Here is a 25658-nt window from a genome sequence, read left to right on the forward strand (position 1 = left end):
GCCCACGACCCGGATGTACGCCGCTACGGTGAGCCACGTCTGGCCAACGCCGTCAAAGCCTGCCCCACCCGAGGAACCGACGCAGCGGGCGTCACGAGACTCGCATCGACACGCCCAGCTGTGACGAGGTATGGACCCGTGGCGAGGACTGTCCTTACCTTTGACGTCATGAGCAATGCTGGTCCGGCAGGTCTCGACGGTCCGGGCAGCGACGCGCTTCTGAAGCTCGGTCGCTTCTTCACGCGGAGGGAGGAGACCAGCGACGGGCGTGCGGTGTTCCGGCAGGGCGGCCGCGCGGGCGACGTGTTCTACCGGGATCGCTGGAGCCACGACAAAGTCGTGCGCTCGACTCACGGCGTGAACTGCACCGGTTCGTGCTCGTGGAAGGTGTACGTCAAGGACGGGATCATCACCTGGGAGAGCCAGGAGACCGACTATCCCTCGGTGGGACCTGACCGGCCCGAGTACGAGCCTCGCGGATGTCCGCGCGGCGCCGCCTTCTCCTGGTACACCTACTCGCCCACGCGAGTCCGCTACCCCTACGCCCGCGGGGTGCTCGTCGAGATGTTCCGCGAGGCACGCGAGCGGCTCGGTGATCCGGTGCTCGCCTGGGCGGACGTCGTGAACGATCCGGAGAAACGCCGCCGCTATCAACAGGCGCGCGGCAAGGGCGGTCTGGTACGTGTGAGTTGGCAGGAGGCCGTCGACATGGTCGCCGCTGCCCACGTGCACACGATCAAGACATACGGCCCGGACCGCTGCACGGGCTTCTCCCCGATTCCGGCGATGTCGATGGTGTCGCACTGCGTCGGCACCCGGTTCATCCAGCTCATCGGCGGCGTGATGACGTCGTTCTACGACTGGTACGCCGACCTGCCCGTGGCGAGCCCGCAGGTCTTCGGTGACCAGACCGACGTTCCCGAGTCGGGTGATTGGTGGGACGCGACGTACCTGATGATGTGGGGCTCGAACGTCCCCGTCACCCGCACGCCGGACGCGCACTGGATGGCCGAGGTCCGCTATCGCGGGACCAAGGTGGTCACGGTCAGCCCGGACTACGCCGACAACACCAAGTTCGCGGACGAGTGGATGCCCGCACAGGCAGGCACCGACGCTGCGCTCGCGATGAGCATGGGTCATGTCCTCCTCAAGGAGTTCTTCGTCGACCGTCGTACGCCGTTCTTCGTCGACTACGTCCGCACCTACACGGATCTGCCCTTCCTGGTGCGGCTCGACGAGTACAACGGCGAGGGCCTGGTTCCCGGCAAGTTCCTGACCTCCACCGATCTGGGCGGCACCGCACCCGAGGACGCGTGGAAGACCGTGTTCCTGGACGGCGCGACCGGACAGCCGGTGGTTCCCAATGGCTCGATGGGATTTCGCTATGCAGACTCCGGAATAGGACGGTGGAACCTCGACCTGGAGGAAGCCTCGCCGGCGCTGACCCTGGCCGGCGACGGGAGTGAACCCGTCGAGGTGCTGCTTCCCGCGTTCACCGATCCCGACGGCAGCGGCTCGGTCCTGCGCCGTGGCGTGCCCGCACGCCGGGTCGGCGGCCACCTCGTCACCACGGTCTTCGATCTGATGCTGGCACAGTACGGCGTGGCTCGCGACGGGCTGCCGGGGGAGTGGCCGACCGGGTACGACGATGCGAGTACGCCGTACACGCCGGCTTGGCAGGCCGAGCGCACCAGCGTTCCGGCTGAGCAATGCATCCGGATCGCGCGCGAGTTCGCGCGCAATGCCGAGGAGTCCGGTGGCCGGTCGATGATCATCATGGGCGCCGGAATCTGCCAGTGGTTCCACGGTGACGCGACCTATCGCGCGATCTTGTCGCTGCTGATCCTCACCGGGTCGATGGGTCGAAACGGCGGCGGATGGGCGCACTACGTCGGACAGGAGAAGTGCCGTCCGATCACCGGCTGGATCTCGCTGGCCAACGCGCTGGACTGGAGCCGGCCGCCACGGACCATGACCGGTACGTCGTTCTGGTACATGCATACGGGTCAGTGGCGCAACGACGGCTACTCCGCCGATTCGCTGAGTTCGCCGCTCGCGCGCGGCCATCTCAAGAACAAGCACACTGCCGACACCATCGCGCAGTCCGCACGACTCGGGTGGATGCCGTTCTATCCGCAGTTCTCCGCGAATCCGCTCGACGTCGCGGAGGAGGCGAGCACCGCCGTCGAGGAGGGGCGTGCGAGCGACCCGGCGTCGTACGTCGTGGACGCGCTGCAGGACGGGCGCCTGCGGCCGGCGATCGCCGACATCGACGCGCCGGAGTCCTGGCCGCGCACGCTGGTGCTCTGGCGCTCGAATCTCTTCGGCTCGTCGGCGAAGGGCAACGAGTACTTCCTGAAGAACCTGCTCGGCACTCACTCGAACCTGCTGGGCTCGGAGAACCCCGAGGCGCCGCGGCCGGCCGACGTCGCCTGGCACCAGAAACCGCCGGAGGGGAAGCTCGACCTGCTGGTCTCCGCCGACTTCCGGATGACCTCGACGACGCTGCTGTCCGATGTCGTGCTGCCGGCCGCGACCTGGTACGAGAAGCACGACCTGTCCTCGACCGACATGCACCCGTTCGTGCACGCGTTCAGCCCTGCGATCGACCCGCCGTGGGAAGCGCGCACCGACTTCGACGCCTTCCATGCCATCGCTCGGCGGCTCTCGGAGCTCGCGGTCGAGCACCTCGGCACCCGGCGCGATCTGGTCGCTGTCCCTCTTCAGCACGACACCCCGGGTGAAACCAGGCAGGCCGGCGGCGTCGTCCGGGACTGGCAGGAACCAGGCGTCGCTGCGGTCCCAGGCGTCAACACTCCCGTTTTCTCTGTGGTGGAGCGCGATTACACCGCGATCGCCGACAAGCTCGCGTCGGTCGGTCCGCTCGCGGACACGCTGGGGTTCACGGTCAAGAACGTCACCTACGAACTCGGGGAGCAGGTCCAGGCGCTGGCGCGCAGCAACGGGGTCATGCCGACCGGCGCGGGGGCCGGGAGGCCCGCGATCGACACGGACCAGCACCTGGCAGAGGCGATCTTGCGCTTCTCCGGCACCACGAACGGCGCCCTCGCGGTACAGGGTTTCCGCTCGCTCGAGGAGCGGGTCGGCAAGACGTTGCACGACCTTGCCGAAGGATCGGAGGAGAAGCGGATCAGCTTCGCCGACACCCAGGCCGCGCCGGTGCCGGTGATCACCTCGCCGGAGTGGTCGGGGTCTGAGACCGGCGGACGCCGCTACGCGCCGTTCACGGTCAACATCGAGCGGCTCAAGCCGTTTCACACGCTCACCGGACGGATGCACTTCTACCTCGATCACGACTGGATGTCCGACGTCGGCGAGGCACTGCCGACGTACCGGCCGCCCCTGGACATGCACCGGCTGTTCGGCGAGCCCGCGCTCGGACCGGACGGACGGCTGCAGATCGTGGTGCGCTACCTGACGCCGCACTCGAAGTGGTCGATCCACTCCGAGTACCAGGACAACCTCTTCATGCTGTCGCTGTCGCGCGGCGGTCCCACGGTCTGGATGAGCCCGCAGGACGCCGAATCGATCGAGGTGCACGACAACGAGTGGGTCGAGTGCACCAACGCGAACGGCGTACTCGTCGCGCGGGCGGTCGTCAGCCACCGGATGCCACGCGGCGTCGTCTACGTGCATCACGCGCAGGAGCGGACCATCGACGTGCCGAAGTCCGAGGCGACCGGGCGCCGGGGCGGCATCCACAACTCTGTCACCCGTTTGCTGGTCAAGCCCACGCACCTGATCGGTGGCTACGCCCAGCTGTCCTACACGTTCAACTACCTCGGGCCTACCGGCAATCAGCGCGACATGGTGTCGACGGTCCGCAAGCGGTCCCAGGAGGTGACGTACTGATGCGCGTCATGGCCCAGCTGGGCATGGTGATGAACCTTGACAAGTGCATCGGGTGCCAGACCTGCTCGGTCACCTGCAAGCAGGCGTGGACGAACCGTGCGGGCACGGAGTACGTCTGGTTCAACAATGTCGAGACCCGGCCCGGCCAGGGGTACCCGCGCCGCTACGAGGATCAGGACCAGTGGCGCGGTGGCTGGGAGGTCAACTCCCGTGGCCGGCTCCGGTTGAAGACAGGAGGCCGGCTCAAGCGTCTGTTGTCGATCTTCGCCAGCCCGGTGCAGCCGGAGCTGAGCGACTACTACGAGCCGTGGACCTACGACTACAAGACTCTCGTCGATGCTCCCCTCGGTGACGACTTTCCGGTCGCACGCCCGAAGTCCCTGATCACCGGCGAGGACACCAAGGTCACGTGGTCGGCGAACTGGGACGACAACCTCGGCGGCGCCCCGGAGCTGGGGCACCTCGACCCGATCGTCGCGAAGATCCGCCGCGAGGCGGAGGACAAGATCAAGTTCGAGTTCGAGCAGACGTTCATGTTCTACCTGCCGCGGATCTGCGAGCACTGCCTCAATCCGTCCTGCATGGCCTCCTGCCCGTCGGGCGCGATCTACAAGCGCACCGAGGACGGGATCGTGCTCGTCGACCAGGATCGCTGCCGCGGGTGGCGGCAGTGCATCACCGGCTGCCCGTACAAGAAGATCTACTTCAATCACAGGTCGGGCAAGGCAGAGAAGTGCACGTTCTGCTATCCCCGCGTCGAGGTCGGCATCCCGACCGTCTGTGCGGAGACCTGCGTGGGCCGGCTGCGCTACCTCGGCCTCTTCCTGTACGACGCCGACGCCGTCACAGCCGCCGCGTCGGTGCCGGAAGCCGAGCTCTACGAGGCGCAGATGGACCTGCTCCTCGATCCGGAGGACCCCGCGGTGATCGCCGGCGCGCGAGGCCAGGGGATCCCCGAGGACTGGTTGGACGCGGCGCGTCGTTCACCTGTGTACGCGCTGGCGAAGAAGTACCGGGTCGCGCTGCCTCTGCACCCGGAGTACCGCACGATGCCGATGGTCTGGTATGTCCCGCCGCTCTCGCCGGTCGTCGATCTGCTGTCCGGGCAAGGCCATGACGCCGAGGATCGCGACGTGCTCTTCGGGGCGATCGAGGCGCTGCGCATTCCGATCGAGTATCTCGCCGAGCTCTTCACGGCGGGGGAGACTGCCGTTGTCGACGGCGTGCTGCGCAAGCTCGCCGCGATGCGCTCCTACATGCGCGCGGTCAACCTCGGGCGGGATCCGGACGACTCCATTCCCGCATCGGTCGGGATGACCGAGGAAGCCATGTACGAGATGTACCGCCTGATGGCTATCGCCAAGTACGACGAGCGCTACGTGATCCCGAAGGCCCATGTCGAACAAGCACATGACCTCGAGGAGATCGGCTGTTCGCTCGATTACGACGAAGGGCCGGGCATGTACGGCTCCGCGGCGTTCGGCGAGGCGAGCGGCCGTCCAGTGCCGGTCGCCGTCGAGACTTTCCACGCGCTCAAGCAGCGCCAGACCAGCGAGACACCGACCAGCAGCGAGGAACTGCGCGGCAGAGTCAACCTGCTCAACTGGGACGGCAACGGTGCGCCGGAAGGGCTGTTCCCACCCCGTGACCGAGGGGACTCGCAATGAACCGGCAGGCTCGTGCCCGCGTCGTCCGGCAATCCGCGTCGTGGTGCTTGGGCTATCCCGATGCGCAGCTGATCGAGCGGGTGCCGCTGCTGCGGACTGCGCTCGCTGAGCAGGGCGTGGCGAGCCTCGACGCGCTGCTCGAACAGCTGGAGCAGCTTCCTCTCGGCGAACTCCAGCGCAGCTACGTCGACGTCTTCGATCTCTCCCGTCGGCACGCCCTCTACTTGTCCTACTGGACCGACGGCGATACCCGGCGACGCGGCCAGGTGCTTGCCGCTTTCAAACAGCGCTACCGCAACAGCGGCTTCCACGTCGACACCCGCGGCGAGCTGCCGGACTACTTGCCATTGGTTCTGGAGTTCGCGGCGATCGCCGATCCTGACGCGGGCGAGGCGTTGTTGCGGGAGTACAGGCCCAGCCTCGAGCTGCTGCGGATCGGCCTCGAGGAGGATGGGACGCCGTACGCCGGTGTGGTCGCGGCCGTGTGCGCCACCCTTCCGGGACCGTCACCGGTCGATCGTGCGGCGGTCCAGGCCATGGCCGGCGGGCCGCCTGTCGAGACGGTCGGCCTGGAGCCCTTCGATCCGCGGCTGCTGCCAATGGCCGGCAAGCGATGAACGTGCTGCTGTGGGGCGTGCTGCCCTACCTGGTGATCGCGACCCTCGTGCTGGGAACCGTGTGGCGCTACCGATTCGACAAGTTCGGCTGGACCACGCGCTCGTCACAACTCTACGAGTCACGGCTGCTGCGGATCGGGTCGCCGCTGTTCCACTTCGGCATCCTCGTGGTCTTCATCGGGCATGTCGGCGGCCTGATCATCCCGGAGAACTGGACCGAGGCGGTCGGGATCTCCGAGGGCCTGTATCACTTCAACGCGCTGCTTTTCGGTGGCATCGCGGGAGTGTGCACGCTGGCCGGCATCGTGATCCTCGTCGTACGTCGTCGTACGACGGGTCCTGTCTTCATGGCGACCACCCGCAACGACAAGCTGATGTACGTACTGCTGATCGGGGCGATCACTCTCGGCCTCTGGACCACCCTGGTATCAGTAGGGGCAGGGTCGGAGGCTCACAACTACCGGGAGACTGTCTCCCCGTGGTTCCGCTCGATCTTCCGGCTGGACCCCGACGTCGACGCGATGGCCGAGGCCCCGATCCAGTTCCACGTGCACGCTCTGGTCGGGATGCTGCTGTTCGCCGTGTGGCCCTTCACCCGGCTCGTCCACGCATTCACGGCGCCGGTGCACTACCTTTTCCGGCCGTACATCGTCTACCGAAGCCGCGACGCCCGTACGCCGGCACCGACTGGTCGCGCCCGGGCCGGCTGGAATCCGGTCGGGACACGAGATCGAGACCGGAAGTCCCGATGAGCTCGGCCGGTGTCGAGCTCTCGCTCGAGCAGGGGCAGGCCAGGAACCTGGCCTTGGCGACCCTGGCCTTCACGATCAGTTTCTGGGCCTGGAACATGATCGCTCCGCTGGGGGTCCGGTATGCCGACGAGATGGGGCTCACGTCCGGTCAGAAGTCGCTGCTGGTCGCGACTCCGGTGCTCGTCGGGTCGGTCGGCCGGATCCTCGCAGGTGCCCTCACCGACCGGTTCGGCGGTCGAACGATGTTCACGGTGCTGCTGCTGGCGACCTCGCCGTTCGTGCTGCTGGTCGGCATCGCCGGCGCCCTCGACTCGTATGGACTGCTGCTGCTCTTCGGCTTCTTCCTCGGCATCGCCGGAACAACGTTCGCGGTCGGCATCCCGTTCGCCAACGCGTGGTTCGAGGCCGACCGGCGCGGATTCGCGACCGGCGTCTTCGGCGCCGGCATGGGCGGTACCGCCCTGTCCGCGTTCTTCACGCCCCGCTTCGTCCAGTGGTTCGGCTACGGAACCACCCATGTCATCATCGCCGCGGCGCTCGTGGTCGTCGCGGGCATCGTCTGGACGATGATGCGTGACTCGCCGATCTGGGTGTCCAACGCCGATCCTGTCGTGCCCAAGCTGGTCGCGGCCGCCAAGCTGCCCGTGACCTGGCAGATGGCGTTCTTGTACGCCGTCGCCTTCGGCGGCTTCGTGGCGTTCTCGACCTACCTACCGACGTACCTCAAGGATGTCTACGACTTCGACCTGACCGGTGCCGGGACACGTACGGCGGGATTCGCGATCGCAGCAGTGGTTGCGCGCCCACTGGGCGGGGTGTTGTCCGACCGGGTCGGGCCCCGGGCCGTCGCCGCGACGGCGTTCGGCGGCGCGGCGATCCTCGCTGTCGTGGTCGCGCTCCAGCCGCAACCCGAGATTCCTGCCGGTATCGCGTTCGTGCTCCTGGCCGCATTCCTCGGACTCGGCACCGGGGGCGTCTTCGCCTGGGTGGCCGCGCTGGCACCGAAGGAGCGGGTCGGCAGCGTGAGTGGCATTGTCGGGGCGGCCGGTGGTCTCGGTGGGTTCTTCCCGCCGCTCGTCATGGGTGTGACCTACGACGAGGCAGACCACAGCTACACCGTCGGCCTGCTCCTGCTGTGCGCCACCGCCCTGATCGCCCTGCCGTACACGATCTTCGGCGTGCGCAGACGAGAGGCGACAGCCAAGCCCTGACGGATCCCGTCAGCGGGTCAGGATGCGGGATCTCAGGGCGAGGTCGTCCATTGTCTCCAGGACGTGGAGGCGGGCGACGCGGACCGGGATTCGGAGGGGTTGGAAGGTTGCCACGATCTGGCGGAGCTCGGTGTAGGCGTTGCCGGTGACGTCTGCGGTCAGCTGGAGGTACCCGGCCAGCAGCGGCCGGTCGACGGCAAGTGCGAGGGCGGCTTGTTCGTCGGCCGGTTCGACCGGAAGGTAGATCCGGCCGGTGTTGAACTGCCCGATCCACGGTCCGCGGATGACGAGGTCGATCGGTGCGTCGAGGTTTCGTGGTTCGTCACTGCCGTGCGCCAGCGTCGCGTGGACCCGGTCGGCCCTCAGCTCGAGTCCGCGCCACCACACCAACTCGGCCAGACTGGAAGCAGCCAGCGCCGACAGGAACGGCTCTGGGCGCGGGTCCGGTAGTGGGACGACCAACGAGCGCGCGGGCGGCCAGAACTCGCCAGGCCCAGGATCCGGCCCGAGCAGATCGCGAGGCCGGTCGGTGAGTAACGGGAGATGCCGCGTCCGATAGCGCTCGTCCAGCCGCAACGAGTCGTGCTCGTCCCACTCGTACTGCTGGCCGGCCAGCACGCTCAACACATCAGGCATCGCGATCCCCCAACCGGCCGAGGAGTCTTTCGAGTCTGAGCCGAATCTCGGTGTCGTCGCCCTCGACCTCGACCAGCTTGTCTCGGCTGGTCGCGCCTCGCACCAGTGTCACGGCCGAACGTCGTACGCCGAACGCCGCCGCGATCGCATCCAAGACGGCTTTCGTCGCCTGACCTTCCACCGCACGGGCCGCCACCGCGACCACCAGGGCCGGGCCGGCCGCACCGTCGTACCGGCCACCGACGGCGGTCCGAGAGGCACCCGGTTTGACCCGCAGCAGAATCCGCATGGCTGAATTCTCGCCCGACGGATCCCTGGTCACGCACGCCAGCGGTCGGTCAGTTCGTCGTTGGTCGGCGGCGGTCCTGGGAGTTCCGACGCGCCGCCCGGTTGTTCTCCGGACCGATGCATCGCCTCCAGCATCAGGGTGAGGTACCGATGCCGGAGCTGGTTCGTCCGAGCCTCGTCGCCGAACTTGATCGACGTGATCTGTTCGAGGATCACCCCGAAGTCCTCGACCACGATCCCCGGCCGGAGGTGTTCCTTCGTCCGCGTGTAGATGGCCTGGTTCAGCTCAGCCGCCCGGGCGGCGTCCTGCCAGAGGTCGGGAGTCGGGGTGAACGTCCCCGCCAGCCGCTGGGTCAGTGAATTGGTGTCGGCGTCGACCAGCGCGTGCAGGAACGCCCCGAACGCAACCCACGGCTCGCGGTCGTCGGCCAGGGCCTTCTCCGACTCCTCGATGTACCGGGCCAGCCCGTCGCTGCAGAGCTTGCGGAGCAGCTCCTCCTTGCTCGCGTAGCGCCGGTAGAGCGCGCTGATACCCACCCCAGCACGCTCCGCGACCGCGGAGATGGGGGCACCGGGATCGGCGATGAACACCGCCCGGGCCGCGCCCAGGATCACCTCGTCGTTGCGGGCCGCCTGGGCCTGCCGGCCACTCAGAGCTTTCGTCATGTCACCAAGACTATCACTTGAACGGAATGCTCCGTTCCGCTAGAGTTGGAACAGAACAGTTCGTTCCGTTCGAAGCTGGAGCCGATGATGACCGCAGTCGCAGTACTCCCCAGCAGCACAGCAGCAGTCGAGGCCGCCCCGCAGCGCCGGCGCTGGCTCGCCTTCTCCGCGGTCATCACCGCGTCGGTGATGGACCTGCTCGACTCGACCGTGATGAACGTCGCCGCCCCCGGCATCCGCGCCGACCTCGGCGGCTCCTACGCGAGCCTTCAGTGGATGGCCGCCGGGTACACGATGGCTCTGGCAGTCCTGCTCCTCGTCGGCGGCCGCCTCGGTGACATGGTCGGCCGGAAGCAGGCGCTGCTGATCGGCGTCGGCGGGTTCACCGTGATCTCGTTCCTCTGCGGCCTCGCGGTGTCGTCGGAGATGCTGATCGCCGCCCGCGTCGCCCAAGGTGCGTTCGCCGCGATCATGTTGCCGCAGGGCTTCGGACTGGCCCGCGACCTGTTCGAGCCGGGTGAGCGAGCCAAGGCGTTCGGGTTCTTCGGTCCGGTGATGGGTCTGTCAGCGGTGATCGGCCCGATCATCGGCGGCACGCTGCTCGACGCGGATCTGCTCGGGACCGGCTGGCGAGCGATCTTCCTGGTGAACATCCCGGTCGGCATCTTCACCTTCGTCGTCGCGGCCAAGTACCTGCCGAACACCAGGGCCGCCGACGGCCGCCGGATCTCGCTGGACATTCCTGGGCTGCTGATCGCCGGGGCCGGCCTGGTTGCCCTGGTCTACCCGCTGGTGCAGGGGCACGAGATCGGCTGGCCGCTGTGGTCGAAGGCGCTGCTCGTCGCGTCGGTGCCGATGCTCGCCGCGTTCGGTGCGTACCAGTCCCGCCGGCAGCGCAGCGGCGCGACTCCGCTGATTGAGCCCGGGCTGCTGCGGAGCCGCTCGTACTTGTCCGGCGTACTGTTCGCGGTGGTCTTCTTCGGTGCGATGGCCGGCACGTTCGTCCTGGGCATGTTCCTCCAGGTCGGCCTCGGCTACACCCCGATCCACGCCAGCCTGGCGATGGCGCCATGGGCGTTCGGGGCGCTGATCGGTTCGGCGGTGTCCGGGATGGCGATGCAGAAGTACGGCCGCAAGCTGCTGCACATCGGCCTCGCGCTGATGGCGATCGGGCTCACCGGCCTGTACGGCGTACTCGCGCTGACCGGGCTGAACGTCGGGCACTGGGACCTGGTGGTCCCCAACCTGATCGGCGGCGCCGGGATGGGTATGGTCTTCGTCCCGCTGTTCGACATCATCCTGGGCGGCGTCCGCGACGAGGAGGTCGGCTCGGCCACGGGCATGCTGGGTTCGCTCGAGCAGGTGGGGATCGCGCTCGGTATCGCGGTGATCGGGACCATCTTCATGGGCAAGGTCGCCGACGCCGAGCCCGCGACCCGTTCCCTGGCCGCCCTCGACGGCGCCCAGGTGGCGCTGCTGGCAACCCTCGGCGGGATCGCACTCGCGTTCGCCGTCGGCTTCCTGCTCCCCAAGACCGCCCGCCCCGGCGTAGAGCAGTGATCCCCCGGCTCAGGTGGTGCGAGGTTGGATCTTGGGGTGCCTCACCGGGGGCTCACTTGGTCTGGGGTTACTCCGGTCCACTCGAGCACAGCGGCGAGGTCGAAGGGCAGGTGCTCTGGTTGGGCCGCGGCGGGCGCGTGCAGTGCGCGAGCCGCTGCGGTGATCCCAAAGGTCGTCGTACGGAATCTCAACTCGAGTTCGGGGTCGTCGTTCGGCTCGCAGAGGAAGACCTCGAGGCCGTCGGGATAGACGATCACGGGGGAATCGGAGATCGCACACATGCGGACCAGCCGTTCGTGGGTCGGCTCGAACATCATGCCGTCGCGGGGGATCTCTCGCAGTCCGGCCAGATAGCGCTGAACTGCCTGGGCCGTCGCGATCGTGATGAGCCTGGTGAAGCTGGTGATGATGTCGGGGTCGGTGCGCGTCGACAGCTGCCTCTGCTGCCACTCGTCGACCTCGCTCAGCGCGACGTCGATCTCTCTGCGGCGGTCCGGCGGAACATCGACGAAACCGGGCCGGATGTCGCCGTACGCCGCGATGACGGCCTCGACGAGTTGCCGGGCTGTCGGATCGGGGACACCGTTGCGATGGAACGCCTTGGTGAGCAGAGGAAATCGCTGCAGTCCGAGGGCGAAGCGCGCATACGGCACGGCGGACTCGAGGTAGTCAGGAGGTGGCGGTACGCCGTACACGTGCGTCAACGGGCAGGCGAGTGCCCAGTCGGAGAGCCGCAGGAGCGAGTCGTTGTCGGCGTCGCTGCGCGCGACGGTGGCAAGCTCTTGGAGGGTGCGGTAGACGTCGACGTGATTCGTCGCGACGTACTCGTCGAGCCACCCTCGGGCCCGTTTGCGGGACACGCCGCGGAGCAGCTCGACGGCGAAGGTGCTCGCATGGCTCTCGAGGATGTTCTGCGTGCTGGTCAGCTTCTCCGGGCGGCCGCTCGCATCGTAGAGACCTTCCGACCCGAAGGTTCCGAACGTCCCGAAGTGCAGTGGGCTTGCGTCGTCGAGTGCGGCGCGGGCGACGCGCAATGCATCGTAGAGTTCGCCGATCGGGTGGCCCAGGGGCTGCCCGAGGAGGTATCGCTGGGTCGACTCGATGGCACGGATCGCCGTGAGGTGGCGTGCCGCTTCCGTGTCAGCGGGAAGGTCTCCGGTGAGCCATGGCGTGGGGACCCGCAGCGACGCGTCGCTTGCGAGCAGGCGCAGTAGTTCGAGGGTGTGGAGCACCTGCACATGGCAGCCGACGCGGTACACCATGCCGACCGCGGTCAGCGACCACTGCGCGCGATGCACGAACTCGTCCAGCAAGCCGGCCATCGGCGTAGCCATGTCGGCCGAGGTCACGGACAGTTCGATGTACGGGAAGGCGTCGGGGATGCGGTGCGTGAAGGAGAGGTGGTCGGTCCGAGGGGAGTAGCGACCACGCAGATCCTTGTCGACCTCGTCAGTCATCGTCGTCGGCACGGCATCGGCACAGCTTCGACAGACCCTTCTTGACCAGCAGCGTCGCCACCGTGCCGGCGGGGATACCGCCCAGCACCGTGACGATGACGTCCGCCACGGCCGCGGTGAGGGTCAGCGTGTCGCCGAAGTTGGACGACTTCTTCTTCGCGCAGTAGTTCCACTCGTCGCAGATCCGATGGCGGAGGGGTTCCTCGAGGCGGTCGAAGGTACGGCGACCTGTCTCGCGCGCCTCGACCGGCGAGAACATCACGTCGGCGTTGGCGGGATCGGACCGAGCCAGCGCGATGTAGAGCTGGTCCTCGTCGAGCAGCAGCAACTCGCCGAGCTCGTCCTCAAGCGCAGTCATGTCGGAGTCATACACGCCAGGATCTGCGAGCACAATCCCACGGCTCCGCGCCGTACAAGTCAGCGCGGGAGTACGTCGGGGAAGCCGAAGGTCGTGACCAGCGTGGGGTCGTGGAACTTGATGACGGCGGAGATGCCGGTGGGGGTGGGGGCCAGTACGACGGCGCCTTCGGCTCGGAGTGTGCCGTCCGGGATCCGGTGGTACACGGCGGCGGCCGGCTGGCCGTTGGCGGTGGTCGGGATCATCCTCCAGTCGCCGGGTGCACCCAGTACGTACGCGTCGAGTATGTGGATGCACGTCGCCCGGCCCGACTGCCAGTCGCGGAACGGCGTCGCCTCCAACGTGGCGTCCGCGCGCAGTACCTGTTCCAGCAGGCCGGCGTCGGAGCGCTCGAAGGCCGCGATGTAGCCGTCGAGCAGTGCGCGTGCGCGTTGGTCGGTCGGTTCGAGCAGTTCCGCGGGCTCCGGCTGCAACGCGCCCAACCGGGCGCGGCCGCGCTGCAGACCGCTCTTGACCGCTGCGACGGTGGTGTCGAGAACCTCCGCCGTCTCCGCGGCGGAGAACGCCAGTACGTCGCGCAGGATGAGGATCGCCCGTTGACGAGCGGGCAGGTGCTGCAGACTGGCGATGAGCGCGAGCCGCACCGACTCGCGCGCGACGACGACGGCGGCAGGATCGTCGGCGGGCGGGGCGATCCACTGGTCCGGCAACGGTTCCAGCCAGGAGACCTCACCCGGCGCAACGAGACTCGGTTCGCGATCCGGTCCGTCATACGGGCCTGCCAGACCCGAGGGCAGCACCCGGATCGGGCGCGGCTTCAGCGCTCTCAGGCAGACGTTGGTGGCGATCTTGTAGAGCCATGACCGGATCGACGCCCGGCCTTCGAAGCCGGCGTACGACCGCCACGCCCGCAGATAGGTCTCCTGCACCAGGTCCTCGGCGTCGTGCGCGGAGCCCACCATGCGATAGCAGTGCGCCAGCAACTCCCGGCGGAACCGCGCGGTCTCGGCGGTGAACCTGTCGTGATCCGCTGCCGCCCGCAGATGCGATGTCACGCCGCGAGCCTAGCCATCGAATGCCGCATCCTCAGGGCAGCAAGGCCAGCTTGCCCACGGTTGCCCTGGCTTCCAGTTCTGCGAGCGCTTTCGGGCCGTCGGACAGTTCGTACGCCGTGGGCCGGCCGGGCGGCAACACGCCGGCGGCGATCAGCGCGGACAGCTCGCCCATGACCTCGCCGAAGACCTGCGGTGCGGCCTCGATCAGTACGCCGAGGTTGAAGCCGATGATGTGGACTTGGTGTTTGTACACCAGCTCCCAGTTGGTGATCGCCGCCTCGCCGCCCGGCAGACCAGACACGATGACCCGGCCGGTGACCCGCTTGGCTGCGGCCAAGCTGGCCTCGAAGGTGGCGCCGCCCGCCGACTCCAGCACCAGATCGGCGCCATTACCGTCGGTCAGCTGCAGCACCTCGGCGGCGAGGTCGGTGCCGAGAGAATCCAGGACGTGGTCGGCACCGGCTGCCAGCACCGTCTCGTGCTTGCTCGGCGAGGCGGTCGCTATGACCGTCGCACCATAGTGCTTGGCCATCGTGACCGCGGCCTGGCCGGTCGCGCCCGCGGCCGCGTGGATCAGCACGGTCTGCCCTGCGGTGATGCCGCCCAGAGGCTTGAGTGCGGCCAGTGCGGTCGGCCAGTTCACGACGAGGCCCAGCGCCTGCTGCTCCGTCCAGCCGGCGGGCAATGGCATCGCCGCCGCCGCGGGGAGCACCATGTACTCGGCGAAAGCGCCGTTGCCGACGCCGACGACGCGAGTCCCCGGCTTCGGGCCGGTCACAGCATTGCCCACGGCAACAACCTCCCCAGCGGCCTCGAACCCGGCCAGGTATGGCGGCCGCGGACCGTCCAGGAAGGTTCCGCGGGCCCTCGAGATGTCGGCGAAGTTGACGCCCGCGGCGGCGACGCGGATCAGGACCTCGCCCCCGCCTGGGCTCGGCACCGGAGCGTCGGTGATCAGGCGCATGTCCTGCGGGCCGTTGAGGGATGTCTGCTGCAGCGCGTGCATGGTCGCGGGAGCCTTTCGTTCTCGGCGTACATGAGAGAGGCCTGCGCCTCCCACCATGTAGATCCCGGTCACCGCACAAAGGAATCGATCGTGCCTGATCCTACTGGTCTGGCCATCAGATCCGGCGCCAACGAGTGCCTTGGATTGTATGATCCTGCCCATGGAACGGAGCGCTGCGTTCGACTCCCAAGGCGCCGGCCGCGCCCGCCGACTGGCTGAGCTCGTCGATCTCATCGCCAGGCACGCTCGTCCCGACCAGACCACGCGGATCGACGGCGTGCTGGCGTCCGCGGAGACACGAGTCGGGGAGCCGACCCCGTCTCGATCCGGGACCGTGATGGCGTTGATCGCCCAAGGCGCGAAGCGGATCGCGTTGGGCGACCGCACGTACGAGTACCGCCAAGGGCAGTACCTCGTCGCGTCCGTGGACCTACCGATCACCGGCCACTACGTCGAGGCTTCGGCGGCGACACCGGCCCTTGGTTTCGGACTCGTCATCCGTCCCTCGGTCGTTGCGACGCTGTTGCTGGAGGCTTCTCGAGGGCCGAGTCAGCCGGCTGTGGCGGCCCTCGGAGTCGCCGATGCCAGTGAGGCCATGATCGACGCCGCCGTACGCATGCTGACGTTGATCGAGCGTCCGGGGGATCGTGATGTCCTCGCGCCGATGATCGAGCGGGAGATCCTGTGGTATCTCCTCAACGGTCCAATGGGTCCGGCGATGCGGCAGATCGCGATGACCGACAGTGGACTGACGCAGATCAGTCGTGCGGTTCGATGGATCACCGAGAACTACGATCAGCCGCTGCGGGTGCAGGAACTGGCCGGCATGTGTGGAATGAGTGTGTCGTCGTTCCATCGAAACTTCCTGGCCGTCACTGCCTTCAGTCCGCTCCAGTTCCAGAAGCAGGTGCGGCTGCAGCAGTCCCGGTTGCTCTTGCTGTCCGGTGCGGGAGACGTCGCCACCACTGGATTCCGCGTGGGGTATGACAGCGCTTCGCAGTTCAGCCGCGAGTACCGACGCCATTTCGGCCTGCCGCCCGGACGCGACGCCGCGCGCCTCCGAGCGTTGGCAGAAGCATCAGCGCCGCCGGTTCAGCGGGGTTGGAAGGCTCGGCGGTAGGCGAGGGGCGACATGTTCACTCGACGGGTGAAGTGATGGCGCAGGTTGATAGCGGTGCCGAATCCACAGTGTCTGGCGATGTCCTCGATCGACAGGGCTGTGGTTTCGAGGAGTTCCTGGGCGTGGCGTACGCGCTGGGTGAGTAGCCATTGCAGTGGCGTCGTACCGGTCTCCTCGCGGAAGTGGCGGTTGAGCGTACGCGGACTCATGGCCGCATGCTGCGCGATGTCGGACAGCGTCAGCGGCTCACCGAGACGGTCCCGCACCCACCGCATGGTCGGCTCCAGCGAACCACTGGCGCCGGTGGGGTCCCGGTGGACGATGAACTGTGATTGGTCGCCGTCGCGCTGAGGTGCGATCACCACATGGCGGGCGGCGTCGGCTGCGACCGCCGCGCCGAAGTCGTTGCGCACCATGTGGATACACAGGTCGAGTCCGGTCGCTGCCCCGGCCGACGTCAGCACATCGCCGTCGTCGACGAACAACACGTTCGGGTCGACCTCGACCCGCGGGAAGCGTTCGGCGAATCCCGCGGCGGAGGTCCAGTGCGTCGTCGCCCGGCGTCCGTCGAGCAGGCCGGCGGCGGCCAGGATGAAAGCGCCACAGCAGATCGAGGCGATCCTGGTGCCACGGCCGTGCGCCTGTCGAAGGACATCGAGTACTTCGATGGACGGTTCCATGTCCGTGCGTGCGCCCGGCACGATCACTGTGTCGGCGGTCAGTACGGCGGACAGGTCGTACGGCGCGGTCATCCGGAACATCTCCACCCCACCGCGACCGCACACCACGAGGTCAGGTCGCTCCCCGCACACGATCACGTCGTACAGCGGATCGCCGAACACCGCCCCGGCCGGTTTGTCATGGGAGTGGGCGGTCCCGAACACCTGGCCGGGGATCGCAAGCTCGAGGCTCTTCACGTGGTTGACGGCAACGACCGCGATCCGATGCATGGCGACAATCTATCGGAGGTGGGCATTCTTGCCACTGTCGAGCTATGCCGAGCGTCGCGACGATGATCTGCGTGCTCATCGTCATCCAACTCGTCGTGTACGTCGTCGCCGTCCTGTGGCTGGCCCTGTTCGGCTGGATTGCCCACCAGCTGTCACGCCCGGCAGACCACCTCCGACACTTCAGCCGCCCAGAACGGTGAGGGGCCTCCTGTGCTGTGCGGTGGAGCGAAGGAGGAGGTGCAGGGAGCTGTGGTTGGCCAGGCCGCCGAGGGCGCCGAGGGCTCGGAACGTCAGGGTGATGTCCACGACGGTCGGAGCGTTGAAGCGGACCCGGAAGCCGCCCTCCTGGCGTGGTTCACCGGTGAGTTCGTGGAGGGGAAGGTCCAGTTCGACACCGGGCACCGGGTCGCTCTCGATCGCGAGCTGACCCGTCACGTAGCCCTGGTTGACGATGGTGACGTCGATCGTGTGCCAGTCGCCCGCGGTCAGACTCGCCACCCGGGTTGCGGTCCGGGCGACGTTCACCCGGGCCTCCGGGTTGATCGCGACCGAGATCGGCGCCGCGGTGTCGACCGGGCCGCAACAACCGGCTGCCTCGCCGTGAATCATCAGTCCACCTCGCATTCGTCCCGACGGGTCAGGTAGGCGACCTGCGCGGCGTCGTACGCCTCTCGCGCTTCCGCTCGCTCGGTCTCGCGGATGAAGCCGGACTTCGCCTTCCACAGCGCGTCGACCGAGTCGTGCAGCCACTGCGCGCTGCGACGCGAGGCCCGGATCGGCCGGCCTGCGATCTCGACGAAGATCGGCTGAGTGTGCACGCTGCGCAGGATCCGCAGCGCCACCCAGGACGACCGTTCCAGCGGTACTTCGAACTCGACCGCCTGCTCGTTGCCGTCGGCAAGCACCTCCTGGGACCCGACCGGTACGCCGTTCACCAGCACCTCGACCAGCACAGTGCGAGTCTGGCCGATCCGGGCGCGCTCGATGTGCCAGCCGACCGGTGCGCTGTACGCCGGCTGGCCGGCCGCCGGAGCCGCGGGCGGCTGCTCGGGCAACCACGCCGCGACCGTCGCGCTGACCCGGACCGGTCCTGACGCATCGACGCTACGCTCCCGGGCCGTGTCGCCATCGACGGCGAAGTCGTACATATGGCTGCGGCCGTCGCCGAAGTACGACGCGCCCTCCCTCAAACCACCGAGCCACGCCTCCAGGGCCTGATCGCCCTGCGGCGGCTCGGGCAGCTGGACGTACGTACGCCCGACGCCCGGGCCGTCGTCGTAGATGCAGGGGTAGTCGGTCTCGCCGAGCATCAGAGTGCGGTAGCCGACGTTCAGCAGGTGGTACCAGACGTTCATCTCGGCGGCGGGGGAGAACTCGGCGCCGCACTGGAAGTCGGCGGCACCGAGCGGTACGTCGACGATGATCTCGTTGGAGCCGATCGACTGGAACTCCGGGATGATGTAGTTCGGCAGGTCCTCCGTGCCGACCGCGAGGCCGAGCCCGCAGTGCGCGTACCCGACCATCGCGTTCTGCGCGTGACCCCAGCGCATCACCGGCAGGTTCCACGACGGCCAGTCCTCGATCAGCCTGGTGCCGGGATAGTCCTGGTCGGTGAGGCCGAGCAGGATGACGTGACCGGAGTGGCTGGACGGGAAGCCCGACACCTCGAGGTCGTACCGGAGCAGGCTCTGGCCGTCGTGGTCGGTATCCTGTGGATCCCAGGTCATGCCTTGCGCCCGCTGCATGTCGGGGTACTCGAGCTCGGCGCGCGGACTGATCGACGAGCCGCTGAAGAACTGCTTCTGGTGGTAGTAGCACGGCCCCCAGGTGAGCACGCTGCCCATCCACAGTCCTTCGCCACGCACGTGCCGGATCATCGTCTCCGGGTTGACGCCCTCGGACGGCACGCTGTAGTGCGAACAGCCGCCCGCGTGGATGTGCGGGTCGCCGGAGTAGTAGCCGCGGGTGGCAGGATCGGCCCAGCGATCCAGCTCGATCGTGACCGCCTCGGTGTCGGCCTCCACGTCGACCTCGACGCGGACTTCGCGGTACTCCGGTCCGCGGCGTGCCGAGATCTCGTACTGACCGGCAGGGAGTGTGATCACCTCGCCGGTCGCCCGATAGACGTGTTCGTGGAAGAACATGTCGGGAGCCAGCCGCATCGCCTTCGACGGGTACGCCCGCCGCTGCGAGTCGCGGACGGTCAGCGCCGCCACGCAACTGCTGCCGTCGGGCTCCCGGATGTCGAACCGGACGTCGCGGGCCGGCAGGCAGTCGAACTCGATCGCCGCGCCGTACTGGCGGCTCTCGAACCCCATCCGCTGGCCGGCCTTCGCGAACGGCGGCCGGGTCAGGCTCTCCGTCGCTTCCTCCACGGCCAGGATGAAGGCAAGCTCGCCGCGACGGCTCCCGCCATCGCGGCTGTACAGACTCATGACCTTGTACTCGACATCGAGCCCTGACACGTCGGTCGGACCGGCGAGCTTCGCCTGCAGCCAGCTGCTCTCGATCCGCGGTACGACGGTCAACGTGTCGTGCAGCGTGATCCGCGCGGCGTGGCTGTGGTGGTCGACCAGTCCGAGTACGCCGCCCGGACCGCCGGCCAGGTCGCCCAGCAGGCGATGCGGGTTCACGACCCGGACCAGGAAGCTGCGCCACCCGTGCTGGACCAGTCGCGGTGGCGCCGCGCCCGGCGTGCTCGCCGTGTAGCCCCGCTCGTCGATCTCCACGTCGACCAGGACGTACGGCCGCAGCAGCTCCTCGACCGCGGCGGACCGCACGGTATCGGTCTGCGAGTCGTCCGCCAGCTTGGCCAACCGGCCGGCGAGGTCTTCGGGGAGCGGTTCACCGATGTCGCGCAGTTTCTCGACGGCTCGGGTCGCGGACGCATGCAACGGTTGGAACACGAGGCCTCCTCATGGTGCACCGGACTTCGACCCTATGGTCGAACGCCTGCCTCGTCATCTCCTTTGTTCGGCCGGGAGCAACCGCGACCGACCGATCACTTCGACTGATCGTTTTCTGGTCGCCGCTCGGCGGCGGTCCTAGCGTCGGCCTCGATCTGGCTGGTTCTCCAACCGTGCTGTGAATCGAGGGATGAATGCCCGAGCCACTCGCTGATGTCCGGCTGCGCGACTTCGCGCCGGTCTCGATGATGACCACCGCAACGACCACCGTGACCGATCCGGCCGCGCCGATCGTCGACGTACACAACCATCTCGGACGCCGTAACACCGGAGTCTGGCGGGCGCCCGATCCGGACACCCTGATCAAGACGATGGACGAGGCGGGCGTGGCAACCATCGTCAACCTCGACGGTGAATGGACCGATGAGCTCGAGGCGAATCTCGATCGCTACGACCGTCGGTACCCCGGCCGCTTCGTGACGTTCGCACGCCTGGACTGGGGCGACACGGCGACACCCGGCTGGGGCGACCGGATGGGTGCCTCGCTGACCGACTCGGTACGCCGTGGCGCGGCAGGACTCAAGCTCTGGAAGGACATCGGCCTCCGGATTCGCGACGAGAACTCCGAGCTGATCTTCCTCGATGATCAACGGCTCGAACCGCTCTGGGACGCGCTGGCCGAGTCGGGTGTGCCGGCCCTGATCCACACCGCCGACCCGGCGGCCTTCTTCCAGCCACTCGATCGTCACAACGAACGGCTCGAGGAGCTGCTGCGCCATCCCGACTGGCACTTCCACGGGCCTGAGTTCCCGCCGCTGCAGCGGCTACTGGACGCGCTCGAGGCCGTCATCGCCGCACACCCGCAGGTGCGCTTCATCGGTGCCCATGTCGGCTGCTTTGCGGAGAACCTCGACTGGGTTGAGCAAATGCTCGACCGCTACCCGAACTACCGCATCGACCTCGCCGCGCGGATCGCCGAGCTCGGCCGCCAGCCACGACGTACCCGGGCGCTGATCGAGCGGCATCCCGATCGCGTGCTGCTCGGGACCGACTGCGCGCCGCCCGAGGTCGCCGACTACCGGATGTACCAGCGCTTCCTGGCGAGCGCGGACGAGGGCTTCGCGTATTCGTCGATCGAACCGCCGCCGAACGGGCGCTGGACGATTTCGGGCCTCGGGTTGCCGGACGAGCTGGCCGCGCGGGTCGAAGGCGACAACGCCCGCGCGTTCATCCCGGCGCTCGCGCAAGCCCCGGCGGGGAACAGCGATGGCGGACTGTGACCTGATCATCCTCGGCGGCGGCATCGTCGGAGCGAGTGCGGCATTGGCCGGCGTACGAAAGGGCGCGCGGGTCGCGCTCGTCGACGCCGGCCTGGCCGGTCGTGCGACCGATGCCGGCGCGGGCATCGTGTCCCCGGTCGCGCTCGATCGTGGCGAGCAGCGGCCCGACTGGACGTCGGTGATCACCGAATGCGTCGGCTACTACCGCAGTCTCCTGGCCGAGCTGGACGCGGTCGATCCGTCCGGAGCCGGCTCTGCGACGTTCGAGCAGGTCGGCGAACTGGTGGTGGCCGGCAACAATCCGCACGAGCAGGCGGCCCTCGACGCGGTGACCGAACGCCTGTCTCGTCCAGAGGGGCGTCGGGCGCATGGCGTCACCAAGCCGGTCGAGACGGTCGACGGCACGGACCTTCGCAGGTACTGGCCGGAACTGCGCGGCGATCTGCGCGGAATCTTCATCGCCGAGGTCGGCCGGGTCGTCGGGTCGCGACTGCACGACCGGCTGATGACGGCGGCGCGCCGGCGCGCTCAGGCCCGGTCCGACGGTGCCCGACTCGAGGTGATCCCCGGCACCGGGATGCTGGACCCGCAGCATCCGGTACCGCGGGTCCGCGTCGGTCACCGCGTGATCGAGGGGCGGGCCGTGCTGCTCGCCACCGGTGCCTGGGCGGGCGCAGACCTGGCCGCGTTCGGCGTACGGGTCGACATCCGGCCGATCCGTGGGCAGCTCGTGCACCTGCGACTCGACGGCCAGCAGACGGGCATGCGACCGGTGGTCAACACACCCGGTGCCGGCTATCTGCTCGGCTTCGACGACCGCATCGTCGTTGGCGCGACCCACGAAGATGTCGGCTTCGACGCCCGCGTCACGGCCGGCGGACAGCAGTCCGTCCTGAATGCCGCACTGAACCTGGCGCCCGGTCTGTCCGACGCCACGGTCCTGGAGACCAGGGTCGGTCTGCGCCCGGCCACCAGCGACGGTCTGCCCTTGGTAGGGGCGGTAGCGCCCGCCATCCACGTCGCCACCGGCCTGGGGGCGTGGGGACTGACGCTCGGGCCCTTGCTCGGCGACCTGGCGGCCCGGCACGCACTCGGCGACCAGATGCCGGCCCGCCTCGACTTCCTCAGCCCAGGCCGCCCACTCATGAAGGAGTCCGCATGAAGCGTCTACTGAGTCTGTTGCTCGTCCCACTGTTGTTCGCCGCGGCCGCCTGCTCGGGATCCTCCGAGTCCGGCGGCGACAGCGACGAGCAGGTCACGCTTACCTATGCCGTCTGGGACCAGGCCCAGGCGGCTGCCATGAAGCAGATCATCCAGGAGTTCCACACCCAGCACCCGAACATCGACGTACAGATCCAGGTGACGCCCTGGGAGAGCTACTGGACGAAGCTGCAGACCAGCGTCACCGCGGGCAGCGGCCCCGATGTCTTCTGGATGACCATGGTGTACGCCCAGTACTACGCCATCGGCGGTGGCATCGCTCCGCTCGACGATCAGGTCAAGAAGTCGAAGCTGGACACGAGCGTGTACGTGCCGGCCGTCACCAAGGCCTACACGGTCGACGGCAAGCTGTACGGCATCCCGAAGGACGTCAACGGCTTCGGGCTCTGCTACAACAAGAAGCTCTTCGACGCCGCCGGAGTGAAGCACCCGGACGCGTCCTGGAAGTGGACCGACGTGATCGCCGCGGCCCAGAAGCTGACCAACCAGAAGAAGGGCGTCTACGGGTTCGTCGCACCGGAAGCCGACGAGCTGAGCTGGTACCTGACCGTGCCGCAGGTCGGCGGGCAGGTGATCTCACCCGACGGCAAGAGCTCCGGGTACGACCAGGACGCGACGATCCAGGGCATCCAGTTCTGGACCGACATGATCACGAAGTACCACGTCTCGCCGACGTTGCAGCAGACCACCGACACCGATCCGCTCGCGATGCTCACCTCCGGGAAGGTCGCGATGAGGTACTGCGGATCCTGGGAGCCCGAGGAGATCGCCGCCGTCCCGTACGGCAAGGCCAACATCGGCATCGCGCCGTTGCCTGCCGGTCCGACCGGGAAGCGGGACTACTACAGCAACGGGCTGGCGAACAGCATCTCGGCCAAGACCAAGCATCCCGAGCAGGCGTGGCAGTTCCTGCAGTTCCTCGGATCCGAACGGGCCGCCGAGATCCAGGCGAAGACCGGCACCGTCATCCCGGCGTACCAGGGGCATGCCGACGCGTACGCGAAGGCGATGCCGGAGTTCGACCTGCAGGTCTTCGTCGATCATCTGAAGTACGCCCAGCCGTTCCCCGCCTCGACCGACACCTCCGTCTGGCGCGACGAGGTGACCAAGCAGTTCGCCGAGGCCTGGACGGGCAAGGCCCCGGTCGGTGACGTCTCCCGCCGTGTGGCGGAGACGATGAACAGCGCGCTGTCGAAGGAGAAGAAGTGAGCAGTCAGGGCACCGCGACAGCGCCACCCGATGTGCTGACCGGCGGTGAGACCGGTCGGCGGGCCGGCCCGGCTCGCCGCCGGCGGCCGCGACCGCCGACCCGGGACAGCGGCTGGTGGGCGTTGATGTTGCTGCTGCCGGCCGCCGCGGGACTCGCCGTCTTCGAGATCTGGCCGACGTTCCAGACGATCTACTACTCCTTCACCAGTTGGGGAGCCTTCGGTGGGCACGCCTGGTCGGGGCTGGAGAACTACCGCACGCTGATCGCCGACTCCGACGTCTTCCATGCCATCGTCAACACGGCGATCATCACCGCGATCACGCTGCTCGCGGTGCCGCTGTCGGCGATCGTGGCGGCACTGCTCAGTCTCCCCGGGATGCGCGGCGTCACCATCTACCGCACGCTGTACTTCCTGCCGGTGGTCACGTTGCCGGCCGCGGTCGCCCTGACCTGGAAGTGGCTCTTCAACGGGGACTACGGCCTGATCAACTGGCTGCTGTCCAAGATCGGCATCGACGGTCCGCACTGGCTCTCCGACCCCGCCACCGCGATCTTCGCGATCAGCATCGTCGGAGTCTGGGGGTCGATCGGCTACAACATGGTGATCTTCCTGTCCGGCATCCGCGGCATCCCGGTCGACTACTACGAGGCCGCCGAGCTGGACGGTGCCGGCCGGCTGGCGCAGTTCTTCCACGTCACGGTTCCGCTGCTGACGCCGTCGATCTTCTTCGTCACGGTGATCACGGTGATCAACTCGCTGCAGGCGTTCGACCTGATCTATCTGATGGTGGGCCAGCAGTCTCCGGCGATCGAAAGGACCGAGACGCTGGTCTACCTCTTCTACCAGCGCGGGTTCGCCGAGCACGACGGAGGTTACGCGGCGGCGATCGGCGTACTGCTGCTCATCGCGACCCTGATCCTGACCGCGGCGCAGTTCCGGCTGCAGAAGAGGTGGGTGCACTATGGCTGACTCGATTCAGCTGACAGCCCGGCGAGGCCGCAGGCGTTCTCGGCCGCGGCACCCGATCGCGCATCTGGTGCTGTGCCTCGGTGCGATCTTCATGGTCGGGCCGTTCCTCTGGCAGCTCTCGACCTCGCTACAGACCTTCGGCGAGTCGGTGAGCGTGCCGCCGACGTTCCTGCCGCACTCACCGCAGTGGTCGAACGTGACGACGGTCTTCAGCGCCTTGCCGTTCGGCCGGGAGTTGATGAACACGACGCTGATGACCATCGCGCGGACCGTCGGCCAGGTGCTGTTCAGTTCGCTGGCCGGCTTCGCCTTCGCCCGGATGCGGTTCCGCGGCAACGCCGTACTGTTCGCGATCTTTCTGTCGGTGACGATGGTTCCGTACCAGGTGTTCCTGCTGCCGCAGTACCAGATCATGCAGGGTCTGGGCCTGCTGAACACACTGACGGCCTTGTTCCTGCCGGGCATGTTCAGTGCGTTCGGTACCTTCCTCATGCGGCAGTTCTTCCGGCAGATCCCGATGGAGATCGAGGAGGCCGCGCGGATCGACGGTGCGAACATCCTGCAGATCTTCTGGCGGATCATGCTGCCGATGAGTGCTCCCGGGATGATCGCGCTCGGCGTACTGGTGATCATCTGGTCCTGGAACGACCTGCTCTGGCCGCTGGTGGTCAACTCGGATCCCCGGCAGATGCCGGTCTCCGCGGGACTGGCCAGTCTGCAGGGGCAGTACACGACGAACTTCCCGGTGCTGATGGCCGGATCGCTGCTGGCGAGCCTGCCGGTGATCATCGTGTTCATCGTCTTCCAGCGTCACCTGATGAGCGGCATCGCCTTCTCCGGGGTGAAGGGCTGAGC

General features: G+C 67.8%; 23 protein-coding genes. 13 read left to right on the forward strand and 10 right to left on the reverse strand.

Annotation, left to right across the window (positions count from 1 at the left end):
* Positions 1-168: 168 nt before the first annotated feature.
* Genes ACIBG5_RS20355 through ACIBG5_RS20375 form a run of 5 tightly spaced genes read left to right on the forward strand, consistent with a single transcriptional unit; the run spans position 169 to position 8120 of the window.
* Positions 169-3873 carry a nitrate reductase subunit alpha gene (locus tag ACIBG5_RS20355; protein ID WP_396393045.1) on the forward strand — a complete coding sequence of 1235 codons (3705 nt, stop codon included), beginning with the start codon at positions 169-171 and terminating at the stop codon, positions 3871-3873.
* Positions 3873-5540: a nitrate reductase subunit beta gene (narH, locus tag ACIBG5_RS20360; protein WP_396393046.1), complete on the forward strand. Its 1668-nt coding sequence runs from the start codon at positions 3873-3875 to the stop codon at positions 5538-5540. Before ACIBG5_RS20355 ends, narH begins: the two co-directional genes overlap by 1 nt.
* The gene (gene narJ / locus ACIBG5_RS20365; RefSeq protein WP_396393047.1) at positions 5537-6157 is read left to right on the forward strand and encodes a nitrate reductase molybdenum cofactor assembly chaperone; all 621 of its coding nucleotides are present in this window, start codon (positions 5537-5539) and stop codon (positions 6155-6157) included. Before narH ends, narJ begins: the two co-directional genes overlap by 4 nt.
* Positions 6154-6909 carry a respiratory nitrate reductase subunit gamma gene (gene narI, locus ACIBG5_RS20370; RefSeq protein WP_396393048.1) on the forward strand — a complete coding sequence of 252 codons (756 nt, stop codon included), beginning with the start codon at positions 6154-6156 and terminating at the stop codon, positions 6907-6909. The genes narJ and narI overlap by 4 nt, the downstream gene beginning before the upstream one ends.
* The gene (locus tag ACIBG5_RS20375; protein WP_396393049.1) at positions 6906-8120 is read left to right on the forward strand and encodes a nitrate/nitrite transporter; all 1215 of its coding nucleotides are present in this window, start codon (positions 6906-6908) and stop codon (positions 8118-8120) included. Before narI ends, ACIBG5_RS20375 begins: the two co-directional genes overlap by 4 nt.
* 9 nt (positions 8121-8129) lie before the next feature.
* Here ACIBG5_RS20375 and ACIBG5_RS20380 read toward each other — a convergent pair whose 3' ends face one another.
* The 3 genes from ACIBG5_RS20380 to ACIBG5_RS20390 are packed head-to-tail and all read right to left on the reverse strand — an operon-like array spanning position 8130 to position 9710.
* Positions 8130-8756, reverse strand: coding sequence for a hypothetical protein (locus tag ACIBG5_RS20380; protein WP_396393050.1), 627 nt, complete (start codon positions 8754-8756; stop codon positions 8130-8132).
* A complete protein-coding gene (locus ACIBG5_RS20385; RefSeq protein ID WP_396393051.1) occupies positions 8749-9045 on the reverse strand; it encodes a DUF167 domain-containing protein in 297 nt (98 codons plus the stop codon). The genes ACIBG5_RS20380 and ACIBG5_RS20385 overlap by 8 nt, the downstream gene beginning before the upstream one ends.
* A gap of 29 nt (positions 9046-9074) precedes the next feature.
* Positions 9075-9710 (reverse strand): TetR/AcrR family transcriptional regulator, encoded by a 636-nt coding sequence (locus ACIBG5_RS20390; RefSeq protein ID WP_396393052.1) that lies wholly within the window; start codon positions 9708-9710, stop codon positions 9075-9077.
* An 84-nt stretch (positions 9711-9794) separates the two neighbouring features.
* On the opposite strand from ACIBG5_RS20390, the gene ACIBG5_RS20395 reads away from it, so the two are divergent.
* The gene (locus tag ACIBG5_RS20395; protein WP_396393053.1) at positions 9795-11270 is read left to right on the forward strand and encodes an MFS transporter; all 1476 of its coding nucleotides are present in this window, start codon (positions 9795-9797) and stop codon (positions 11268-11270) included.
* Positions 11271-11311: 41 nt separating this feature from the next.
* Here the strand turns inward: ACIBG5_RS20395 and ACIBG5_RS20400 are convergent, their stop codons facing one another.
* The 4 genes from ACIBG5_RS20400 to ACIBG5_RS20415 are packed head-to-tail and all read right to left on the reverse strand — an operon-like array spanning position 11312 to position 15146.
* Positions 11312-12727, reverse strand: coding sequence for a hypothetical protein (locus ACIBG5_RS20400; protein ID WP_396393054.1), 1416 nt, complete (start codon positions 12725-12727; stop codon positions 11312-11314).
* The gene (locus ACIBG5_RS20405) at positions 12720-13085 is read right to left on the reverse strand and encodes a hypothetical protein (protein WP_396393055.1); all 366 of its coding nucleotides are present in this window, start codon (positions 13083-13085) and stop codon (positions 12720-12722) included. The genes ACIBG5_RS20400 and ACIBG5_RS20405 overlap by 8 nt, the downstream gene beginning before the upstream one ends.
* 59 nt (positions 13086-13144) lie before the next feature.
* Positions 13145-14140: a sigma-70 family RNA polymerase sigma factor gene (locus tag ACIBG5_RS20410; RefSeq protein ID WP_396393056.1), complete on the reverse strand. Its 996-nt coding sequence runs from the start codon at positions 14138-14140 to the stop codon at positions 13145-13147.
* A gap of 31 nt (positions 14141-14171) precedes the next feature.
* The gene (locus ACIBG5_RS20415; protein WP_396393057.1) at positions 14172-15146 is read right to left on the reverse strand and encodes a zinc-binding dehydrogenase; all 975 of its coding nucleotides are present in this window, start codon (positions 15144-15146) and stop codon (positions 14172-14174) included.
* 160 nt (positions 15147-15306) lie between these two features.
* On the opposite strand from ACIBG5_RS20415, the gene ACIBG5_RS20420 reads away from it, so the two are divergent.
* Complete coding sequence (locus ACIBG5_RS20420; RefSeq protein ID WP_396393058.1) at positions 15307-16266, forward strand: AraC family transcriptional regulator N-terminal domain-containing protein; 960 nt, start codon at positions 15307-15309, stop codon at positions 16264-16266.
* On the opposite strand, the gene ACIBG5_RS20425 is transcribed toward ACIBG5_RS20420, so the two are convergent.
* Positions 16239-17216: a GlxA family transcriptional regulator gene (locus ACIBG5_RS20425; RefSeq protein WP_396393059.1), complete on the reverse strand. Its 978-nt coding sequence runs from the start codon at positions 17214-17216 to the stop codon at positions 16239-16241. The two genes, ACIBG5_RS20420 and ACIBG5_RS20425, sit on opposite strands and share 28 nt — an antisense overlap.
* Before the next feature lie 44 nt (positions 17217-17260).
* On the opposite strand from ACIBG5_RS20425, the gene ACIBG5_RS20430 reads away from it, so the two are divergent.
* Positions 17261-17416: a hypothetical protein gene (locus ACIBG5_RS20430; RefSeq protein ID WP_396393060.1), complete on the forward strand. Its 156-nt coding sequence runs from the start codon at positions 17261-17263 to the stop codon at positions 17414-17416.
* On the opposite strand, the gene ACIBG5_RS20435 is transcribed toward ACIBG5_RS20430, so the two are convergent.
* Complete coding sequence (locus tag ACIBG5_RS20435; RefSeq protein ID WP_396393061.1) at positions 17397-17825, reverse strand: hypothetical protein; 429 nt, start codon at positions 17823-17825, stop codon at positions 17397-17399. The genes ACIBG5_RS20430 and ACIBG5_RS20435 overlap by 20 nt on opposite strands.
* Entirely contained in the window at positions 17825-20122 is a 2298-nt protein-coding gene (locus tag ACIBG5_RS20440; protein WP_396393062.1) for a CehA/McbA family metallohydrolase, read from the reverse strand. Before ACIBG5_RS20440 ends, ACIBG5_RS20435 begins: the two co-directional genes overlap by 1 nt.
* Before the next feature lie 194 nt (positions 20123-20316).
* Between ACIBG5_RS20440 and ACIBG5_RS20445 the strand changes: the two genes are divergently transcribed.
* From ACIBG5_RS20445 to ACIBG5_RS20465, 5 genes are read left to right on the forward strand one after another with little or no spacing between them, the layout of a single operon-like run.
* On the forward strand, positions 20317-21402 hold the full coding sequence (locus ACIBG5_RS20445) for an amidohydrolase family protein (RefSeq protein ID WP_396393063.1): 1086 nt from the start codon (positions 20317-20319) through the stop codon (positions 21400-21402).
* Positions 21389-22564, forward strand: coding sequence for an NAD(P)/FAD-dependent oxidoreductase (locus tag ACIBG5_RS20450; protein WP_396393064.1), 1176 nt, complete (start codon positions 21389-21391; stop codon positions 22562-22564). The genes ACIBG5_RS20445 and ACIBG5_RS20450 overlap by 14 nt, the downstream gene beginning before the upstream one ends.
* Positions 22561-23832, forward strand: coding sequence for an ABC transporter substrate-binding protein (locus ACIBG5_RS20455; RefSeq protein WP_396393065.1), 1272 nt, complete (start codon positions 22561-22563; stop codon positions 23830-23832). The genes ACIBG5_RS20450 and ACIBG5_RS20455 overlap by 4 nt, the downstream gene beginning before the upstream one ends.
* Entirely contained in the window at positions 23829-24803 is a 975-nt protein-coding gene (locus ACIBG5_RS20460; protein ID WP_360448248.1) for a sugar ABC transporter permease, read from the forward strand. Before ACIBG5_RS20455 ends, ACIBG5_RS20460 begins: the two co-directional genes overlap by 4 nt.
* Positions 24796-25656 (forward strand): carbohydrate ABC transporter permease, encoded by an 861-nt coding sequence (locus ACIBG5_RS20465; RefSeq protein ID WP_360448247.1) that lies wholly within the window; start codon positions 24796-24798, stop codon positions 25654-25656. Before ACIBG5_RS20460 ends, ACIBG5_RS20465 begins: the two co-directional genes overlap by 8 nt.
* The last annotated feature ends 2 nt before the right edge of the window (positions 25657-25658 follow it).

It is taken from the genome of Kribbella sp. NPDC050241 (genome assembly GCF_044459685.1).
GTDB lineage: Bacteria > Actinomycetota > Actinomycetes > Propionibacteriales > Kribbellaceae > Kribbella.

Excerpts from the sequence above, each read along its gene's own strand:
- ACIBG5_RS20355 (WP_396393045.1), top strand. The coding sequence starts at position 169 with ATGAGCAATGCTGGTCCGGCAGGTCTCGACGGTCCGGGCAGCGACGCG.
- narH (WP_396393046.1), top strand. The coding sequence starts at position 3,873 with ATGCGCGTCATGGCCCAGCTGGGCATGGTGATGAACCTTGACAAGTGC.
- narJ (WP_396393047.1), top strand. The coding sequence starts at position 5,537 with ATGAACCGGCAGGCTCGTGCCCGCGTCGTCCGGCAATCCGCGTCGTGG.
- narI (WP_396393048.1), top strand. The coding sequence starts at position 6,154 with ATGAACGTGCTGCTGTGGGGCGTGCTGCCCTACCTGGTGATCGCGACC.
- ACIBG5_RS20375 (WP_396393049.1), top strand. The coding sequence starts at position 6,906 with ATGAGCTCGGCCGGTGTCGAGCTCTCGCTCGAGCAGGGGCAGGCCAGG.
- ACIBG5_RS20380 (WP_396393050.1), bottom strand. The coding sequence starts at position 8,756 with ATGCCTGATGTGTTGAGCGTGCTGGCCGGCCAGCAGTACGAGTGGGAC.
- ACIBG5_RS20385 (WP_396393051.1), bottom strand. The coding sequence starts at position 9,045 with ATGCGGATTCTGCTGCGGGTCAAACCGGGTGCCTCTCGGACCGCCGTC.
- ACIBG5_RS20390 (WP_396393052.1), bottom strand. The coding sequence starts at position 9,710 with ATGACGAAAGCTCTGAGTGGCCGGCAGGCCCAGGCGGCCCGCAACGAC.
- ACIBG5_RS20395 (WP_396393053.1), top strand. The coding sequence starts at position 9,795 with ATGATGACCGCAGTCGCAGTACTCCCCAGCAGCACAGCAGCAGTCGAG.
- ACIBG5_RS20400 (WP_396393054.1), bottom strand. The coding sequence starts at position 12,727 with ATGACTGACGAGGTCGACAAGGATCTGCGTGGTCGCTACTCCCCTCGG.
- ACIBG5_RS20405 (WP_396393055.1), bottom strand. The coding sequence starts at position 13,085 with ATGACTGCGCTTGAGGACGAGCTCGGCGAGTTGCTGCTGCTCGACGAG.
- ACIBG5_RS20415 (WP_396393057.1), bottom strand. The coding sequence starts at position 15,146 with ATGCACGCGCTGCAGCAGACATCCCTCAACGGCCCGCAGGACATGCGC.
- ACIBG5_RS20420 (WP_396393058.1), top strand. The coding sequence starts at position 15,307 with ATGGAACGGAGCGCTGCGTTCGACTCCCAAGGCGCCGGCCGCGCCCGC.
- ACIBG5_RS20425 (WP_396393059.1), bottom strand. The coding sequence starts at position 17,216 with ATGCATCGGATCGCGGTCGTTGCCGTCAACCACGTGAAGAGCCTCGAG.
- ACIBG5_RS20430 (WP_396393060.1), top strand. The coding sequence starts at position 17,261 with ATGCCGAGCGTCGCGACGATGATCTGCGTGCTCATCGTCATCCAACTC.
- ACIBG5_RS20435 (WP_396393061.1), bottom strand. The coding sequence starts at position 17,825 with ATGATTCACGGCGAGGCAGCCGGTTGTTGCGGCCCGGTCGACACCGCG.
- ACIBG5_RS20445 (WP_396393063.1), top strand. The coding sequence starts at position 20,317 with ATGCCCGAGCCACTCGCTGATGTCCGGCTGCGCGACTTCGCGCCGGTC.
- ACIBG5_RS20450 (WP_396393064.1), top strand. The coding sequence starts at position 21,389 with ATGGCGGACTGTGACCTGATCATCCTCGGCGGCGGCATCGTCGGAGCG.
- ACIBG5_RS20455 (WP_396393065.1), top strand. The coding sequence starts at position 22,561 with ATGAAGCGTCTACTGAGTCTGTTGCTCGTCCCACTGTTGTTCGCCGCG.
- ACIBG5_RS20465 (WP_360448247.1), top strand. The coding sequence starts at position 24,796 with ATGGCTGACTCGATTCAGCTGACAGCCCGGCGAGGCCGCAGGCGTTCT.